Source organism: Acetoanaerobium noterae, assembly GCF_900168025.1.
In the GTDB taxonomy this organism is placed as follows: domain Bacteria; phylum Bacillota; class Clostridia; order Peptostreptococcales; family Filifactoraceae; genus Acetoanaerobium; species Acetoanaerobium noterae.
On sequence record NZ_FUYN01000001.1, the window covers coordinates 40,718 to 59,824 of the forward strand.

The following is a 19,107-nucleotide window of genomic DNA, read 5'->3' on the forward strand; positions in this document are numbered from 1 at the left end:
ACCCTAAAAAATAGACCCATTAAAGGGTCTATTTTTTCATTTCAATATCTACGAATGTTTCATGGTAAGAGACTTGCCCTCCAATATCAGAGCTTTCGCTCGAGGTCAAAATATTTGGATTTCCGTGTTTTTGGTGATAGCCTGTATAAATGTACACTACTTCATCCTCCCCTTGCACTCTAACTTTTGCCTCTATACTTCCTTTGTCATTTTTTACTATAACTGTATCTTCATTATCTAGGTCTTTTTCTTTTGCTATTTTTTCAGACATATAAACTAATGGTATTCCTTCATAGTCAAAAAGATGCTGACTAAATAACGAATCCTTTCTGTGTGGAGTAAGTAGTCTATATGGATACTTAGGCAGTTTCATATCACATTGCAAGATTGCCATAGGATATCCCCAAGCCTTAGCTCTTTCTGAATAGAACTCATATTTTGTTGATGGAGTTTGAAATATCAAATCCTTATAGGGTACACTACTAGCTTGCAAATTAACATAATCATTCTTTAGAGACTCTAGCGTTATGCCCTGTGATTTGACAGGCTCAATTACAGCCTTAATGTAATCTTTCTTTGGTATATCTGGAAAATCTATACCTATCAATTTTGAAACCGCTTTTATAAACTCAAATTCATCCATCAAAATATTATCAGGTTCTACTACCTTAGGATTGTAATTGAGATATGGGGAATTCATCGAGCTATAAATCAAATCTTCAGTTTCTAGAGTATTGCTACATGGTATAACTAAATCAGATAAATTTGCAGTATCTGTCATAAACATATCGAAGGTTACTGTAAAATCAATAGATATAAATGCCTGATGAGACTTAAGTACATCTGCAAATTGAGACATTGGGTTAGCAGTAGAAATAATAGCCATCTTAACAGGTTCTTCTACTTGGGCTTTAATAAAATCAGCAAATTCATTTACAAAGAATTCTCTTTCATTTTTTTTATATTTTTCACTCTTAAAAGGATCTAGATTCAAAAGCAAAGGATAAATTCTATTTGCATAATTTGCTCCTGCTCCCTCTACTCCTATATTTTTGCTTAAAAAACAAAGAGCATCAATAAGTCTAACTGAGTTTCCTCCATTGTTGTATTTTTGCATTCCATAACCTATATAAGTTGCACATGGAGAGTTGATATAAATATCTGCAAGAAAATCAAAGGTTTCTTCACTAAGCCCAGTTCTATCATATATGATTTTCATATCTATGCTTTTAATATAATCTATAAACTCAGTCCCTTTATGTGAATATTTATCTATATACTGATAATCCAACTTGTCTTTGAATAAAAGTTTTTTAATGATTCCTATAGCCAGTGCATCATCACTTCCAGGCTTTGGCTTTATATGGTAATCAGATTTTTTTGCAGTTTCTGTGCTTATAGGATCTATTGTTATTATAGTCGCTCCATTTTTTTGTGCATCTAACACAGCTTTCATTAAATGAACCGATGTATTAGCAGGATTTCTCCCCCATAAAATTACAGCATTTGAGTTTAATAAATCCTCCAGCGAATGACCTAAAGCTCCTCCAAAATCACATTTCTGAGCTTCCATTCCAGCTGCCCAGCAGGTCCCTCCTTTAGAAGTAGTTATTCCTCCTAAGTAATTAAAAAAATGCTCCCAAGCAATGCTTTTCATAACTGACGAATCTCCTGATTCGCTATATCTTAAAATCGATGTAGAGCCATACTGCGATGTATATTTTGTTATTTTATGAGCAAAAATATTAACAGCTTCTTCAAATGAGATTTCTTTAAATTTTCCATCTACCTTTAATAAAGGAGTTTTTAATCTATTCTTATCATAAAGTCTATCTAAGTGCTTCATCCCTTTCGAACACATAAAACCTTTAGTGTAAGGATGATTTTTATCCGGTTTTATTGAGACTACTTTATTTTCGTCTACTTTAGCCACATATGTACATAAATCAAAACAATCTAAAGTACAAGCACGTTTAAACTCCATACCATCCTCCTTGAATATTATTGCTTAATTGTATCGATATAGCTATTTATCAATTGATTCATTTTAGATTTTTCTTCATCTTGAGACCCTATTTGGTTAAACGTATTAAAGCAGCACAGAAATTCTTCTTCATCGCCTATTTTTTTGCTTATACAATAATTAAAATAACAGCTTTCAATTACTTTATATGAGCCATACTCCTCTTGTATTCCATTTTTAGAAATTAGCTCCTTCAAGTCCAATGGGAAATCATCGTAATTTTTATATTTTAAATTATCTTTCTTAATTAAAGTATCTCCAACTATTGTTAAATACAAAATGTAGTTATCAGTTTCCAAAACAGCCAAATCATCTTCTATTCCTGCGTATTCTAACGAATAAACTCTATCATCTACATACCAGTCAAAATATAACATGTTTTCCTTCATTTCATCACCTTCAACCCATAAATTTAATGTCTTGTTACAAAATCATTATAACCTTTTTATATAAATAATTCCAATTATAAAATAATGTTTCTATGTACTAGATTATGAGTATAAATCTAATATCAGCTTTTCCCTTAAGGTTAACGCTAATTACATAAACTTTGAAAGGGGAATTACTATGAGACATTATATGCACTTATCAGATTCTGAACTTAATAAAATTTTCTATAAAAAACCAGAAGCCTTTGATAATACAACAAAGAAAAATCAGTTAAGATACGCTCTAGGCGCAACCCTATACCTTCCAGCAACTAAATATATTGCTCCCTATCTGCTAGAAAAAAGATATTCTCATCTTACATCTTTCGTAATGTGCTTTGAAAATCTAATTGAAGAGAGAAATATTAATATTGCAGAAAAAACTCTGCTCAATACATTAAGAACTTTAAAAATGGCTGAAAATGAAAATCGAATAAATAAAGATGAGCTTCCCTTGTTTTTTATTCACGTCAAGGATCCTTTGCAATTCGAAAGACTATATGAAATTTTAATTAAAGAAAAAGATATAATTTCATATATTTCTGGATTTTTTTTGCCAAAGTTTAACTCAAATAACGCAGATGCTTATCTAAGTACGGTAAAAAAAATAAGATTGATTTCAGAATATATATATGCACTTCCAATAATAGAAAGCAAAGAAATTATTTCTCTAGCTTCTAGAATATCTGAATTAATTACTCTAGAAAAAACAATATTTGAGTATAGAGATATGATTTTAGGTATAAGAATTGGCGGTTCTTATATTAATTCAGTTCTTGGAGTAAATTCGCTTGAAGCAATGTCAATTTATGATGTAGGAATAACAGCTAGTATAATTTACGACATAATAAACAGCTTTATAAATTTAAGTTACGAAGATATAGCAATATACTCATCTTCATGGGATAAAAAAATAACTTCTTTTCAGACTGTTTCAAAAAGCAGCAATGCCTTTGACCAAAACAAAGTTATATATAATCATGCCTTTACACATGATCCTTCCCTAGATGGCTTCATAAGGGAGATATTACTTGATAAATTAAATGGCTGTGTCGGCAAAACAGTCGTTTACCCAAATCAAATATCTATTGTCAACGCTCTTTATAGTGTTGAAAGGAAAGACTATGAGCTTGCTCTTAGTATCAATTCTTCAAACGAACCTTCATTAAATTATGGCGAGCAGATTAATAATAAAATTTGGTCTAATAAAATTCTAAGCTTAAGCAAAATTTACGGCGTTTTAAATGAGAACTATTCTGCAGTAGATTTATTTTAAGTTAATATAACTTTTAATAACAAATTATGTATGATATTCTATATATATAAAAGAAATTTTATGATGGAGGTTTTGTTATGCAATTATCAAAAAATGGACAGATTGTAATGGACTGGTTTAGAGAAATAACTAAAATTCCTAGATGTTCAGGAGAAGAAGCGGGAATATCTGAATTCCTTATAAAGTTTGCCAAAGATAACAATTTAGAAGCATTTATTGAAGAAACTACTGGTAACGTAATAATTAAAAAAAATGCTACTAAAGGCTATGAAAATTCAAAGACTGTCATTTTACAAGGCCATCTAGACATGGTATGTGAAAAAAATCAAGGTATAGTTCATGATTTTTCTAAGGATGCATTAAAGCTTACAGAACATGAAGGTTTGCTTAGAGCTACTGGAACTACACTTGGTGCAGATAATGGAATTGCTATAGCATATGCACTTACTATACTTTCTTCTGATGAATTTGAGCATCCTCCTATTGAGGTAATTCTTACTACAGAAGAAGAAACTTCTATGAAGGGAGCCGAATTTTTCAATCCACAGAATTTAAAAGGTAGCAGATTGTTAAATCTAGATGCTGAAGAAGAAGGCGTATTTTATATTTCTTCTGCTGGAGGAATTGACCATCACATGTATTTGGATTTCAAGAAATCAAAGCCTAGTTTGGATTCAAAATATAAAGTCCTTATTTCAGGTTTAAAAGGTGGCCATTCAGGTTCAGATATTCATAAAGAAAGAGGAAATTCAATCAAGCTTTTAGCAAGAACCTTGGCTGAGCTAAACTCAAAATTCAACCTTGAACTAGCTGATTTTAATGGTGGTTCTAAAATAAACGCAATTCCTAGAGAAGCATCTTGTGCATTTTATATTGATAAAAGCTTTGAATCAGATTTAAATAAAATGATTAAAGAGCTAGAAAATCTATATAATAACGAGATGGGCTCTGCTGATTCTGTAACTTTAAGTATCGAAAAAAATCATGAATTTGATGCTGTTATGGATAAAGAATCTACAGATAAATTAATTAATGTACTTTTACTAATCCATTCTGGTATAGATCATAAAAGCGTAGATATAGAAGATTTTGTAATCAGCTCTCAAAATTTAGGAGTAGTTAAATTTGAAGATAATACAGTAATTATTTCAAATTCCTTAAGAAGCTCAATAAAAAGCTTAAAAACAGCAATGGTTCAAAAGCTTGATATAATTGCAAACGCTTTTAACCTTAGATTTGAATCTGAAGCAGATTATCCTGAGTGGCAATATAAGCCAAACTCAGATTTAAGAGATATAGCATGTAAGCTATATGAGGATTTAACAGGTAATAAGCCAGTAATTAAAGCTATTCATGCAGGTCTAGAATGCGGCTTCTTTGCAGATGCTCTAAAAAATAACGATATAGATATTTTATCGTTCGGTCCTAATATGGATGGGGTTCACTCTCCTGATGAATATCTCGATATAAATTCAGCTGATAGAGTTTTTGGATTCTTAGTTGAACTATTAAAAACATTAAAATAATAAAAGACCTTAACGTATAATGAGCTTAATTCTATTTACAATAATTAAAAATCCTAGAAGAATTTTCTTCTAGGATTTTTTTTATTTATCATTCACATCTAAAAAATTTGATAGAATCATATTTATTATACTTACAATTATAGCTCCAAAAATTGCACCAGAAAAGCTATAAACCTCGAATCCAGGGACTAGCCCTGCAACCATTGAAAAAATTATGCCATTTAATACTAAAGTAAATAAGCCAAATGTAAGAATAGTTATAGGCAAGGATAATATAAAAAGGATAGGCTTTATAATAGTATTAAATCCAGCAAATATTATCGCTGCTATAAATGCAGCCACAAATCCAGTAACCTCAACAGAACCTAAAAGATAGGAAGTAGCCATCAGTGCAAGTGCAAATACAAAACATCTGACTAGAAATTTACTCAAATTTTTTCATCTCCTTAATAACTCTAGAATCTATAGCATTGTTAATAAGCATTTCAATATTCAAGTTCTCTTCTGCTTTTAATATTTTTTCAAGCTTCGGCTTTGTAGCTGGCCTCTTTGGTAGAAACACAGTACAGCAATCCTCTTCAGGTATAATTGATACATCAAAGGTATCAATCTCTTTGGCTAAGGTTATTATATCCTCTTTATCATAAGATATAAGAGGCCTAAACACTGGAAGTAGCTTTACAGCGTTATTCGTTGCTAGTAGACCTTCAGCCGTCTGGGAGGCTACTTGACCCATGCTTTCTCCTGTAATAAGACAATTGCACTCTGTCTCTGTTGCTATTCTTTCAGCTATAGCCATCATAAAGCGTCTAGATAGAATAGTCATTAATTCCTCTGGGCAATTTTCTGCAATTGATTGCTGTATTTCTAAAAGATTTACCATATGAATTTTAATCTGGCCGGTATATGGTAATAAGGTTCTTGCTAAATCCATGATTTTTTCCTGTGATTTTTCACTTGTAAAAGGAAAGCTATGAAAATGAACAGCTTCAATATAAAGTCCTCTTTTAGACATAAGATAGGCAGCAACAGGGCTATCAATTCCTCCTGAAAGCAAGATACAACCCTTGCCATTTATTCCCCTTGGTAAACCTCCAACTCCTTTTATCTTGTCAGCAAATATTATATTAGAATCCGCTCTTAACTCAGCAGTAATATTTAAATCCGGATTTACTACATCGACTTTAAACCTTTGAGGGAATGTCTTGAGAACATAACCTCCAAGATCTATGCTCATTTCAGGAGATTTCATTGGAAATCTTTTGTCTAGTCTTTTAGCATTTACTTTAAAAGTCATAAGCTTGCTATCTTTAGTTTTTTCATCAACAAGCTTTTTTATTCCCTCTTTAAGATTCTCATATCCAGGCTCTGTAACAATAGCTGGACTAATAGATACAACTCCAAAAACATTCTTAATTTTTTTAACTATTTGGTTAGGATCCTCACCATTAAGATGTACATAAATCCTTCCATCACCTTTTTTTACTTTCACGCTTTTGAATTGATATAGGGTGTACTCTATATTTTTGATTAGTTTATTTTCAAAAACTGGTCTATTCAATCCTTTTATTGCAACCTCACCATTTCTTATTATTAAAATATCGTACATTCTTGCTCCTTCCTAAGCTTTATTTATAATTCAATAATTTTCTTAGCTTTGTAATTTCTTTTTTTAATACTTCTACTGTAAACTGAAGCTCGTCATCAGTGGTATTTTTTGAAAATGAAAATCTAATTGCTGAATCTTTGATTCCTAAACTTAAATCCAAGGATTCTAAAACTCTTGACCCTTTCTTTTTTGAAGAACAAGCTGATCCGGTAGAAACGAAAATACCTTTTTGTTCAAGAGTATGAAGTAGGATTTCTCCTTTTACTCCTAAAAACGAGATGTTGCAAATATAAGGTAATGAGCTTTCAGATGAGTTTACAACTATATCCGTTATTTCTGATTTTAAATTTAAAATAAACTTTTCTCTAAGTTTTTTTATTCTATTTAAATCCTCACTTAAGCTGCCCTTTTGTATATCTATTGCTTTTGATAACCCAGCTATATAAGCAGTATTTTCGGTGCCTGACCTAAATTGCATCTCCTGCCCTCCACCTGTGAGCAGTGGATGGATTTTCGTCTTTTCTCTTATATATAAAGCTCCTATCCCCTTAGGTGCATGAACCTTGTGTCCGCTTATGCTTAACAAATCTATATTTTCTAGATTAATTTTCAGCTTCAAAAATGATTGAACAGCATCTACATGATAGACTATGCTTTGTTTATATGATTTTATAACTTGGCCTATTTCATTTATAGGATTAATATCTCCTATTTCATTATTTACATGCATAAGACTAACAAAAATAGTATCTTCTTTCAATGCATTTTTAACTTGGTCTGCAGTTATAATTCCATCTTTGTTCGGCTTTAAAAATGTCACCTTATAATCTTCTCTTTGTTGTAAATCTTCTAGTGTTTTGTATACTGAGTCATGCTCAGAAAAAGAACTAATTATATGCTTACCAGCTCTTTTGTTTGCAGATAAAGCGCCTCTAATAGCCATATTATTCGACTCAGTTCCACAAGAAGTGAACACAATTTCTTTAGGTTTTGCATCTCCTAACGCATCAGCTAGAGTGCTTCTTGATTTTTTTATAATTTTCTCAGCTTCTATTCCAATTTTGTGTATAGATGATGGGTTGCCAAAACACTCCCTAAGATTTGATGTGATTTCATCTATTACTTCTGAATTCGGTATAGTTGTTGAGCTATTGTCTAAATATATTTGCATTTTTCACCTCTAATAACCTAAATTTTCTCCAACTATACATATCCTAATATCAGTTGTAGGGATATTTCCTTCAATTATAGTTGTTACATTACACATTCTTTCATCACTTCTACAGTCAGTACATTGTCCTGTCACTGCACAAGGCAAGTTTCTTTCAAGTCTTCTTGCATTTTGAGGACATGCAATAGTTTTAATGCGATTTAGAGCGCTATCTAAATCATTTGCAATTTTATTTTCTCCAGCTATTATAAAAACTTTTTTAGGCCCAAAAATCATCGAGGCAACTCTGTTTGCATTACCGTCGATATTCACAAGTCTCCCATCTAAGGTAATTGCATTTGTGCTTGAAAAATATGAATCTACGTGCTGAGCTTTCTTTAGCACTTCGAGTCTCTCATTTGGCTCAGCCTTCCAGTGCCAAAAAACTTCTTTTCCTTGGCCTATGAACTGTTCATAAAGACCTAAGTCATCTAATGTTTTTGATCCGCCAAATCCTATTTTTTCATCCTGATTTGTTTCCTTAATGATGTATTTAAATAATTCATCTCTATCTACAAAGAACTCTGCTTTAAATCTTCTTATTCTTAGATTTTTAATTAAATTATCTATACTCAATTTTACTCACCTCTAACGATAATTTTATATAATATATTATTTATTATAACTTATAACAAAATTTATTATAACTTAAAACAAAAAAATTACCTATCATAATTATGTTTTATGCAGCTTTTTAAAAAATTATTGCAGATAATACATTTATTTGGTATACTATTAAAGACGGTTATCCCCCCTGATAACCTCAAAATCTCTATTCCCAATACCCCTTTGAAACGAGTTTTTCGTTTACCTCTGCAAATGCAGAGGTTTTTTTCTATTTATGTAGACTTTTATAACTTTAAAATGTTAGAATTTTATTATGCTGAAATTCACGAGAGGGGTTAGACAAAATGAAACCAAAAGTGGCAATTATATTTACAGGCGGAACTATTTCTATGACCGTAGACGAAAAAGTAGGAGCAGCAATTCCTACATTAACTGGTAGCCAAATCCTGTCTATGGTATCAAACATAGACAAGCTAGCAGAAATTGAAGTAATTGAATATGCTGAAATTCCTGGTCCTCATATGACTATAGATAGATTAATGGAAATTCGCTCATTGATTCAAGATTTAGTGAAAAGAAATGATATAAGTGGAGTCATAATAACACATGGAACAGATTCCCTTGAAGAAACTGCATATTTTCTTGACTTAACGATTAATACACCTAAACCAGTAGTTGTTGTGGGTGCTATGAGAAACAGTTCAGAGCTTGGATATGATGGTCCAAGCAATTTAGCTGCAGCAGTTTGTACTGCGATATCTCCTCTTGCTATGAACAAGGGAGTCTTAGTAGTATTAAACAACGAAGTTAACCTTGCAATGGAAGTTACAAAAACTAATACCTTGTCACTTAATACTTTTCAGTCTCCATATGGTCCAATTGGAACAATTGATACAAATGATTTAATCGTACATAGAGATATAGTAACAAAACAATTTATCAACACTGATACCATAGAAAATAATGTCTATCTAATTAAATCCTATTTAGACATGGATGATTCTCTTATAAACTGTGCTGTAAATGCCGGAGCAAAAGGAATAGTCATAGAAGCAATGGGAAGAGGTAATTTGCCTCCAAAGGCCTTAGCTGGAGTTAAGTATGCCCTTAAAAATAATGTAGTAGTTGTAATAGTATCTAGATGCCCTTCAGGTAGGGTTATGGAATCTTACGGATATGAAGGCGGGGGAAAGGATTTGACCTCTATGGGAGTAGTTCTGGGAGGCGAGCTAAATGGTCAAAAAGCAAGACTTAAGCTAATGGTAGCACTTGGATATACTGATAATATTGATGAAATTAGAAATATTTTTAAAATATCTTAATAGCAAATAGCTACAAAAATTCCATTAGGATTTTAGTAGTCTCAATAAAAATAGTAGGGCTAATTGGAAATAAAGAACTTTCATTTCCAATAGCCCTATTTTTCTTTTAACACTAACGTTCTAAACTACATTAATATTTTATTTGCTTTTTGATTGCCAATAACAGCTGCCCCAATTGCTCCAACATACTGAGCATATTCATGAGTCACCACTTCGCAATTTAGCTTTTCAGCTAATAGTAATCTTACTTCATTGCTCTTAGCAAGGCCTCCACTAAAAAATACCTTAGATTTAGAATTGATTGGCATTTTTTTTGCAAAATTTGAAGTTCTAATACAAATAGAATCAATAATTCCCTTTGCTATATTTCCTGGATCATTATTATTAGCTAAAAGGCTAATCACTTCACTCTCTGCAAAAACTGTACACATACTCGAAATCTTAACAGCAGTTTTATCCTTGATAAAGCTATCTATATGTCCAATGTCTTTATGAAGTATTTTCATCATTACTTCAATAAACCTGCCAGTTCCTGCTGCGCACTTATCATTCATAAGAAAATCTATAACTTGGCCATCAGAGCTTAGCATGATTGCTTTACTATCTTGACCTCCAATGTCGATTACTGCATCAATTCCCTTACATAGATAAGAAGCACCCTTTGCATGACAAGTTATCTCCGTAATAGATTTATCGGCATTTTCAAGTAAGTTTCTGCCATATCCAGTTGTTACAGTATAGGCTTCTTTTCCCTTAGTCAGCTCTGAGTGTATACTCATAATCGTACTCTTTGGATTATAGCCAGTTGGCTCAATAAGAGTTTTTATAATTGAATTATTTTCAAGCAAAACTCCTTTTGTGGTAGTAGAGCCAGAATCAATTCCTACAATTAACATCAATTCCTCCTATAGCATCTCTATAAACGCCGACATTCTAGTATTAAGCTGTCCTACATCAGATGTAGAATAATCAGTTTCTATACTCATATACGGAATATTTTTTTCTTTATTTACAAATTGCTTGATTGTAAGAGTTTCAACGCTATAGGTATGACAAGCTTGCAATAAAACATCTACAACTGCATCTACCTTATATTCATCTATAGCTTTATTAAGCATAGTTATCCTATTAGGATTAGGGGTCATGCATGAACAGCCTATTGAAAGATATTTCTCAGCAAGAGCAGCATAAACATCGTCATTATCTTCTGATACATTTTCTTCAATAGCTTTAGCTCCCATACAGTTTTCAAAAAAAACAACATAAGCACCATTGTCTTCGATTGCTTTTACAACCTTTTCAGTTACTCCTCCAATTGGACAGCCTGTAATTAATATTCTAGGTTTTGAGTCCAGTTTTTTGCCAGCATTATACTCATCTAAAATTCGACTTGTAAGATTTTTTACTTCTTCAATAGTGTCTTCTCTATTAAACTTAAATGTTGAACCATAAAGAACTTTTAAAATATCTCCTCCTGAAATTGCTGGAGGATTTAGTTTTCCAAGAGAATAAAAATCCTTAAGAGCTGAACGCTCTCTATTTTTTAAATTAATAGCTGATTTTATTGCATCCTCAGTTATTTCAACATCAAATTTTTCCTCTAGTAACTCTTTTAATTTTACTATTTCACTTTTCCACAGCTCAAATGCCTGTTCTCCAAACTGAGTATTAGGAAGCTGCATCACATGTACATCTTTAAACTGCCCCATGTGCTCGTACATTTTCTTTTTACCATCACAAGTTGTCTCTCCTACTACTAAATCAGAAAAATAAAAATATGGACATTTATCTGTTTTTCCAAAGCCATAGCTTGACTTAATAAGTGGACAGAGATTTCTCGGTAAATCAACCTCAGCTTCAGCTATAGTCTCGTCAGATGTAGCACATAAAGAAACTACTGCTGCTCCCATAGCAAGAGGTAGCTCTTGAGGCATATATGTACAAAATGTTCCAATCATTGGTTTATTTTGATCTTTGAATTGTTTTGCAGAAATAAAACCATTTCTTCTTGCTTCAGAAAAATCTTCAAAAATTTCAGGTAAGTCTTTTCTTATTTCCATTAAAATAACCTCCTAGGATTAATAATACTTCAATATTAATCATAAGATAGAAAAAAATACCCGTCTAATAGAAAGATTTTATTCATCAAATAGAAATTTCAAATACCTGCATTTTTTTAGTGTAGTATATTAAAGGTTTAATCTCAAATTGATGCGCTATAACCACTTAGGGCCCCTGTAGAAAATGCTATTTGCAGGTTATATCCCCCAGTATTTGCATCTAAATCCAGCACTTCTCCCGCAAAATAAAGGCCCTTTACAATTCTAGATTCTAAGGTTGATGGATTTACTTTTTTTAAATCCACGCCTCCTTTTGTAACTATCCCTTCAGAGAGCTTTCCAAACCCAGTTACTTCGACATTATATGATTTTAAATTGCCAACTAATTCATTTGCTTGAGCTTTTTTCAAATTAAAAATCTTATCTGCATCTATATCTGGAAGTATTGTTTTAATAAGCTCTGTTGGAAGATATCCCTTGAATCTATTGTAAAGATTCTTCTTCGACTTTTCATATAGTATGTCAGTAATTTTATCGCTAGATATTTCTGGTAAAAAATCTATAAATAAACTTATATCGCTTGGCTTATAGCTAGATATATAGCTGCTCAAATCTAACACCGCAGGTCCACTAATTCCATTATGAGTAAATATCATAGAGCCTCTAGTTGAATATAATTTTTTACTATGCTTTGAAGTTAGTATAACATCATCTAATGATATCCCCGCTAAGTTTGAAGTCATGGAAGTTTTTAGTGGAACTAGGGCTGGATGTAACTTTGTTGTTTTTATACCTAGCTTTTTTAAAATAGAAAATAGCTTTCCATCAGAGCCTGTTAAAGGATAACTGCATCCACCTGAACACACAACAACGCAGTCCGAAGTATATAAATTTTTATCAGTTTTCACACCCACTACCTTAGAATCTTGGACTATTATGTCAGATACGTCTTCGTTTAGCTTAATATCGACTTTACTTTCAATGAGCAGCTTTTCTAACACAGATAAAATCTCATCTGCCCTATTGCTTACTGGATATATTTTTTGCCCTTCAGATTTAAATTTAACACCTTCACTTTTAAACATTTCCAAAAGCTCATCTTTTCCAAAAAAATTAAATGAGCTATAAAGAAATTTTTCATTGCTAGTAATATGAGAATAAAAATCACTTAGAGGCAGATTGCTAGTAATATTGCATCTGCCTCCACCTGTTATAAGCAATTTTTTACCTAAAATTTTATTCTTATCAAGCAGTGTTACACTTGAGCTTTGTTTCGAAGCATAAAGCGCAGCCATCATACCTGATGGGCCTGCGCCAATTATAACTATCTTTTTCAATATAATCTCCTTTATCTTACACCGTCAAATTAATTCATTGATAAAATTAAATTTTTAATATAATCCTTTACTTCTTTATCTTCAAATAAAACTACTTCCTCATTAAATAAATCTGGTTTTACTAAAAAGAAGTTTAAATATAGTTTATTATTTTCAATCTTATTAGCATCCATATGCCCAGGGAAAAACACAATCTCTATTTCTTCATAAGGGAAATCAGCTTTGCTTTCATTAATTTCTTTAGCTACATTATCTAAATTTAATTTTTTTAGCGGAGCTATCATCTGTTGCATTAGAGTCATATCTTCAAGCATCCACATGTTATTATTCCAAAATCTTCTTTCTTTTTTATTTGTGCTATTAAGTAGCTCTCTATTTGATATAGCACTTAAAACCACTCTTACAGATTCCATACCAAACTCAGAATCATATACTTCTTTCATAGCATCTTTTCCTGCTATGCTCATTATATATGCCTCTCCTACCTTTTCCTTATCTTTTGTTGCTTGCCAAAAATAAAGCATTCCTTCTAAAACTTCTAGGTTTAAAACTATTCTCTTTAACATTTTTCAGCCTCCTAAAATAATTAATATAATTTTAATTTCCTGTATCCTTTGATTTAAGTTGTAGCTTTCTAGATATTGCGATTATAGCTTTCATATACTCAGTTATCTCATCACTATAAGTCTTATTATTTAAGTTACAGATTGCTTGGCTTATCACTTCTGCTTCTCTAAGCTCATTTACAATAGGTATATCATTATTTTTTTTAACCTTATGGATATTTGTTACTATATCTAATCTTTGCTCAAACAAATCAATCAGCTTTTTGTCAATTTCATCTATTTGGGCCCTATATGTTTTTAAATCTTTCAATAAAATCTTACTCCTAACTAATCACTTCTTAGCAAAACTATATCCATTTTATAACAACTTCATCGCCATTTTTTAGCTCCTTCATAAAATCAGCTTGATTTCCATTATGAAGCAAAAGCAGCTTTCCGTTTGCCTTAGTTCTATCAAAATCTATATAATCAAAAATATCAATAAATAGCAATTTTGATTTTTTAGGCGCTAGCTCTAGTAGCTCATCATTATATTTAATCTTAAATGATGTATATAAAAAATCTCTAGTTTGTCCAATATCATTATACACCTTATTATGTTCAGCTGTTACATTGTCATTTTTCGTATCTATTGTCAAGTTCTCGAAATAATTCTCTTTAGCTTCTTCTAATTCTTCTTCATCAATATCATAAGCTTGTAAATTCTCATACTCATTCGTAAAATCTATTTCACATCCAGAAACAAGAGGGGATGTAAGCTCAGACAGTTTTTCGTTTACAAGTATGCTATCTGTCGCACCAATATTATAGTAATCAAATAAGTCTTTGACTGAGTACAAATATTTATAATCTATCTTATCATTGTCATTTAACTCGCAATCCCAAGCATCTATGCTTTTGCCATTTAATGTAACATCTACTATTCTATTTTTAGGTTCTTTTTTTAAATATACTACATCTTTTTCATCCAAAATTTGATTTAAATAAATCTTTGCATTTTTACCTTGAATAGCAGGATCTATTATTATACTATCTCCATCGTTGATGTCAGAATCTAAGTTTGCAATTTTTCCATTTAAAAATATATTTGCTTCCTTGCCGTACTCTCCTGTAATTAGCTTCTCAGTATTATTAACATAAATTTTTAAGGACTTGCCTTTTCTTGGTATAAGATCAATTGGATCAAATCCAGCTAAAATTATAGCATCACTAATTTTAAGCTTTTTACTTCTAAACATCTTTACTTTAGAGTCATTGACTCTTACTTCTATAAAATCATTTCTCTTATTTTTCGATGTGCACAAAATTATACCAATTGGAGTAACTCCTTCTGGTCCATTTACCATACCTTTTGATGCAATCAAATTTGGTATAGCCTCAATAGTTTTTATTGCAACTCTTTCTTTTGGAAGCTCCAGCTTTGATGCAATGAAATTATTCAGTCTAGGTATTTGGCTGGCTCCACCAATCAAAAATACTGCACTAGGAGACTTACCATTATGTTTTATTATATTTTCAGCTATCTCTGATGCTACACTTTCAATAGATGGCTCTATAGTATCTAGGATGTCAGCTGATGACATACTTTGATTGATGCCCAAAATGTCATTAAACGATTGCTCACTGCTATTACATAAATTACATTTTACAGCTTCAGCAGTGTCAAAATCTAAAAGATAGGTCTTTGCTAACATTTCTGTAATTTCATCGCCAGCTGTTGAGGTCATAGCATAGGCCGCAATCGTACCATCTTTTGTAATTGCAATATCTGATGTTCCAGCGCCAATATCTACAAGTGCAACATTTAATAATCTTATATTATTTGGAACAGCTGCTTCTATGGCTGCAATTGGCTCTAGAGTCATGAATCCCACATCTAGACCTATATTATCCATAACCTTATAAAGCCCATCTACTACAATTTGAGGTAGAAAAGTAGCTATAATTTCAATATACAGATTTGAACCTTTATGCCCAAGTGGGTTAATTATCATTGAATTATCAAGCATATAATTTATAACTGTATGACCCACATTATAGTAGTTATGGTTATTTTCATCTTGCTGAACAAGTATTTGCCTAGCTTTTTGGATAGCCTCTATTTCTAAGCTCTTTAGTATATGTTTATCTACAGGTACATCCGGCTCTATTTTGATACTTGAATCTGTTCTTATTGTTTTTAATGATCTTCCTGCCGCAGCTATAGATACTTCTTTTAATTCATATCCAATTTCAGATTCTAACTTTTCTTTTACTAATCTTGCTATTTTGGTTACACCTTCAATATCATGAATTTGTCCGTCAAGCATAACCCTATCTTTATGAAATTCAGTTACACTATGGATAATATTCAGCTTATCGTCAATAAACTCTGCTACTATACCCATGATGCTTCTAGTTCCTATATCAAGACAAAAAAATATTTTATTTTGGTTATCTATGGTAGTCATGACAACACCCTTCCTGATAATCATTAATAACAATATAAATTATAGCATAAATAGTTTTTATTAATAGATATAATCGACTAAGCTTGTTGAATTTCTATTAATATAAACTTATACTAAAAAGTGGAACAATATTATGAAATCTAAGATATAATATAATACATAATAATCAAGTGGAGGAAATATAATGGACTTTAGACAATTAGAATCTTTTATAGCTATTGCAAAAAATAAAAGTTTTTCTAAGGCTGCTCGTGAGCTTTACCTGACTCAGCCTACACTTAGTAATCATATGCAGAATTTAGAAAAAGAGCTGGGTACTTTTCTTCTCAATAGAACAAATAGAGAAATCTCGTTGACTAGAGCTGGAGAAATTTTTTATGATTACGCACAGAAAATTTTATCTTTAAAAGATACTGCTCAGTATAATCTAGGCGAATATGTTGGAAAAATAGAAGGTACTCTTACTATAAATGCCAGTACTATACCAGAGCAATACATAATTCCTAGCCTTCTAACGGATTTTAGCTCACTTTATCCAAATATTACATATAAGGTAAATCATTTAGATTCTTTTGAAATAGTTGAATCATTAAAAGATTGTAAGATTCCATTTGGATTTACAGGCTCATTCTTTAAAGATTCATCTTTAGAATACCTTCCTATTATGAAGGATGACCTTGTTTTAATTACTCCAGTAGATTTTGATAATGAATCAGAGGTAGTAAGCTTAGAAACTTTGCAAACTCTTCCACTAGTTTTAAGAGAGGAAGGCTCAGGAACTAGAAATCTTTTATCAAAAGAATTAAAAAGGCATAAAATAAGCATCTATGACTTGAAAATCAAATCCATGGCAGAAAATACCCAAACAATAAAAAGCTTAGTTCAAGCTGGACTTTGCTGCTCTATTGTTTCATCCAAAGCTATTGAAAATGAACTTAAGCTTGGACTTATAAAAAAATACAAAGTGGCTGACTTGAATTTGGAAAGAAATTTTTATTTTGTTTATTCAAAAGAAAGAATTTTCTCTCACCTAGAAAAAAACTTTATTGATTATATTGCCTCTATTTACAAATAACAAAAAATTAAGAACTCATACCTTTAAAGAAATTAAAGGCTTCACAAAGTATAATCAATCCTTATTGAATTCACAATAAAACAAAAACCTCCATTTAGAAAATCTAATTATAGATTACTCTAAACAGAGGTTTTTTATTATTAATAAAATAATTTTCTTTTCTGAAAAAGCACTAGGCTTTGTTAGATTCTATAGCAAGTCTTCATTACTTTTATTACTAAGGTTATTGTGCTTATTTTAAGAAACTGCTGTAAGCTCTATAAGTCATATAGATATCAGCTTTGCTTACAAGCTCAAGAGGTGCGTGCATGCTAAGCATAGGAACACCACAATCAACTACTTCTGCGCCATATTGCGCAAGGATATAAGCGATAGTTCCTCCTCCGCCTTGATCAACTTTTCCAAGTTCACCAATTTGCCAGATAACTTCGTTTTGATCAAACACTTTTCTTACGTAAGCAAGGTATTCAGCATTTGCATCATTACAGCCACCCTTGCCTCTTGCTCCAGTATATTTAGAAATTGTAACTCCATGACCAATCATAGCGGCATTCTTTTTATCTAAAACTTCTGGGAATGTAGGATCAAATCCAACTGTAACGTCTGCAGATAATACTTTAGAGTTAGCAAATGCTCTTCTTACCTTTAGATCAGAATATTCTCCCTGTAAGGCAATAAGTTCAGCTATCATATTCTCAAAGAATTTAGATTCCATACTAGTGTTTCCTACTGAGCCTATCTCTTCTTTATCTACAAATAAAGAAACTGCAGTAATCTCAGGGATTTCCACATCAAATATAGCCTCTAAACCAGCATATGCACATACTCTATCATCATGGCCGTGAGCTGAAATCATAGAGCTATCAAGTCCAACATGTCTTGCTTTATCTGCTGGAACTATTTCAAACTCTGCAAGCATAAAATCTTCTTCAATTATTCCGTATTTTTCATTAAGTATATGTAGAATATTTTCTTTTACTGGGTCTTTAATTTCTTTTTCTTCGCTGTCAATTGAAATCATAGGTCTATGGCCTACAACAACATTTAATTGCTCACCTGTTATTCCTTCAGATAATTTCTTTTGCATTTGGTCAGCTGATAAATGAATTAGTAAATCATTAATATAAAATACTGGCTCATCTTGATTCTCTCCAATAGAAATATCTATTTTATTTCCGTCTTTAGTAAATACTATTCCATGTAGGCTAAGTGGTATGCATGTCCACTGATATTTCTTAACTCCACCATAATAATGTGTTTTTAATAATGCCATATTTCCATCTTCATAAAGTGGAAATGGCTTTAAATCAAGTCGTGGTGCATCGATATGTGAACCAACAATATTCATTCCAGCTTCTAAGCTTTGTTTTCCTATAACTACAAGTGCTACTGACTTTTCTTTATTATTGAGATATATCTTAGTTCCAGGTTCAATCTTTCCTGTTTTTAGAACTTCATTATAATCTTCAAAGCCATTATTTTTAGCTAATTTTATAATTTCATTAGCACAACGTCTTTCAGTTTTAGAATTATCTAGAAATGCCATATAGCGATTTGCATAATCCATAACTAAGTCAAGTTCATTTTCTTTTAAATTTTTCCAAACATTTTTCGATTCATGTTTCAACGCCATAAATTACCTCCAAAATATATTTAAT

Annotated in this window: 17 protein-coding genes; 4 read left to right on the forward strand and 13 right to left on the reverse strand. The window is 31.4% G+C overall.

The window, feature by feature from the left end:
• Positions 1-28: 28 nt before the first annotated feature.
• Together B5X47_RS00195 and B5X47_RS00200 are read right to left on the reverse strand one after the other, a co-directional pair.
• The gene (locus tag B5X47_RS00195) at positions 29-1,984 is read right to left on the reverse strand and encodes a molybdopterin-dependent oxidoreductase (protein ID WP_079588218.1); all 1,956 of its coding nucleotides are present in this window, start codon (positions 1,982-1,984) and stop codon (positions 29-31) included.
• A gap of 17 nt (positions 1,985-2,001) precedes the next feature.
• Entirely contained in the window at positions 2,002-2,412 is a 411-nt protein-coding gene (locus B5X47_RS00200) for a hypothetical protein (protein WP_079588219.1), read from the reverse strand.
• Positions 2,413-2,590: 178 nt separating this feature from the next.
• Between B5X47_RS00200 and B5X47_RS00205 the strand changes: the two genes are divergently transcribed.
• Together B5X47_RS00205 and B5X47_RS00210 are read left to right on the forward strand one after the other, a co-directional pair.
• Positions 2,591-3,727: an HpcH/HpaI aldolase/citrate lyase family protein gene (locus B5X47_RS00205; RefSeq protein WP_079588220.1), complete on the forward strand. Its 1,137-nt coding sequence runs from the start codon at positions 2,591-2,593 to the stop codon at positions 3,725-3,727.
• 77 nt (positions 3,728-3,804) lie between these two features.
• On the forward strand, positions 3,805-5,253 hold the full coding sequence (locus tag B5X47_RS00210) for an aminoacyl-histidine dipeptidase (RefSeq protein ID WP_079588221.1): 1,449 nt from the start codon (positions 3,805-3,807) through the stop codon (positions 5,251-5,253).
• Between the two features lie 81 nt (positions 5,254-5,334).
• Here the strand turns inward: B5X47_RS00210 and B5X47_RS00215 are convergent, their stop codons facing one another.
• The 4 genes from B5X47_RS00215 to B5X47_RS00230 are packed head-to-tail and all read right to left on the reverse strand — an operon-like array spanning position 5,335 to position 8,648.
• On the reverse strand, positions 5,335-5,685 hold the full coding sequence (locus B5X47_RS00215) for a phage holin family protein (protein WP_200805053.1): 351 nt from the start codon (positions 5,683-5,685) through the stop codon (positions 5,335-5,337).
• Positions 5,678-6,862: a tRNA uracil 4-sulfurtransferase ThiI gene (thiI, locus tag B5X47_RS00220; protein ID WP_079588222.1), complete on the reverse strand. Its 1,185-nt coding sequence runs from the start codon at positions 6,860-6,862 to the stop codon at positions 5,678-5,680. The genes B5X47_RS00215 and thiI overlap by 8 nt, the downstream gene beginning before the upstream one ends.
• A gap of 19 nt (positions 6,863-6,881) precedes the next feature.
• Positions 6,882-8,033, reverse strand: coding sequence for a cysteine desulfurase family protein (locus B5X47_RS00225; protein ID WP_079588223.1), 1,152 nt, complete (start codon positions 8,031-8,033; stop codon positions 6,882-6,884).
• Between the two features lie 9 nt (positions 8,034-8,042).
• Positions 8,043-8,648, reverse strand: a complete 606-nt coding sequence (locus tag B5X47_RS00230) for a lactate utilization protein (protein ID WP_079588224.1) — start codon at positions 8,646-8,648, stop codon at positions 8,043-8,045.
• A gap of 335 nt (positions 8,649-8,983) precedes the next feature.
• On the opposite strand from B5X47_RS00230, the gene B5X47_RS00235 reads away from it, so the two are divergent.
• On the forward strand, positions 8,984-9,961 hold the full coding sequence (locus tag B5X47_RS00235; protein WP_079588225.1) for an asparaginase: 978 nt from the start codon (positions 8,984-8,986) through the stop codon (positions 9,959-9,961).
• Positions 9,962-10,086: 125 nt separating this feature from the next.
• Here B5X47_RS00235 and B5X47_RS00240 read toward each other — a convergent pair whose 3' ends face one another.
• The 6 genes from B5X47_RS00240 to B5X47_RS00265 all read right to left on the reverse strand — a co-directional run bounded on the left by B5X47_RS00240 (position 10,087) and on the right by B5X47_RS00265 (position 16,374).
• A complete protein-coding gene (locus tag B5X47_RS00240) occupies positions 10,087-10,857 on the reverse strand; it encodes an acyl-CoA dehydratase activase (protein WP_079588226.1) in 771 nt (256 codons plus the stop codon).
• A gap of 9 nt (positions 10,858-10,866) precedes the next feature.
• The gene (locus B5X47_RS00245) at positions 10,867-12,021 is read right to left on the reverse strand and encodes a double-cubane-cluster-containing anaerobic reductase (protein ID WP_079588227.1); all 1,155 of its coding nucleotides are present in this window, start codon (positions 12,019-12,021) and stop codon (positions 10,867-10,869) included.
• A gap of 143 nt (positions 12,022-12,164) precedes the next feature.
• A complete protein-coding gene (locus tag B5X47_RS00250; protein ID WP_079588228.1) occupies positions 12,165-13,358 on the reverse strand; it encodes a BaiN/RdsA family NAD(P)/FAD-dependent oxidoreductase in 1,194 nt (397 codons plus the stop codon).
• Between the two features lie 29 nt (positions 13,359-13,387).
• A complete protein-coding gene (locus B5X47_RS00255) occupies positions 13,388-13,924 on the reverse strand; it encodes a TDE2712 family protein (RefSeq protein ID WP_013361664.1) in 537 nt (178 codons plus the stop codon).
• A 31-nt stretch (positions 13,925-13,955) separates the two neighbouring features.
• Complete coding sequence (locus B5X47_RS00260; RefSeq protein WP_159446357.1) at positions 13,956-14,234, reverse strand: chorismate mutase; 279 nt, start codon at positions 14,232-14,234, stop codon at positions 13,956-13,958.
• Positions 14,235-14,271: 37 nt separating this feature from the next.
• The gene (locus B5X47_RS00265; RefSeq protein WP_242950976.1) at positions 14,272-16,374 is read right to left on the reverse strand and encodes a cell division protein FtsA; all 2,103 of its coding nucleotides are present in this window, start codon (positions 16,372-16,374) and stop codon (positions 14,272-14,274) included.
• A 184-nt stretch (positions 16,375-16,558) separates the two neighbouring features.
• Here B5X47_RS00265 and B5X47_RS00270 point away from each other — a divergent pair, with 184 nt between their 5' ends.
• Positions 16,559-17,449, forward strand: a complete 891-nt coding sequence (locus B5X47_RS00270; protein ID WP_079588230.1) for a selenium metabolism-associated LysR family transcriptional regulator — start codon at positions 16,559-16,561, stop codon at positions 17,447-17,449.
• 232 nt (positions 17,450-17,681) lie between these two features.
• On the opposite strand, the gene B5X47_RS00275 is transcribed toward B5X47_RS00270, so the two are convergent.
• Positions 17,682-19,082: an aminopeptidase gene (locus B5X47_RS00275; protein WP_079588231.1), complete on the reverse strand. Its 1,401-nt coding sequence runs from the start codon at positions 19,080-19,082 to the stop codon at positions 17,682-17,684.
• Between the last annotated feature and the right edge of the window lie 25 nt (positions 19,083-19,107).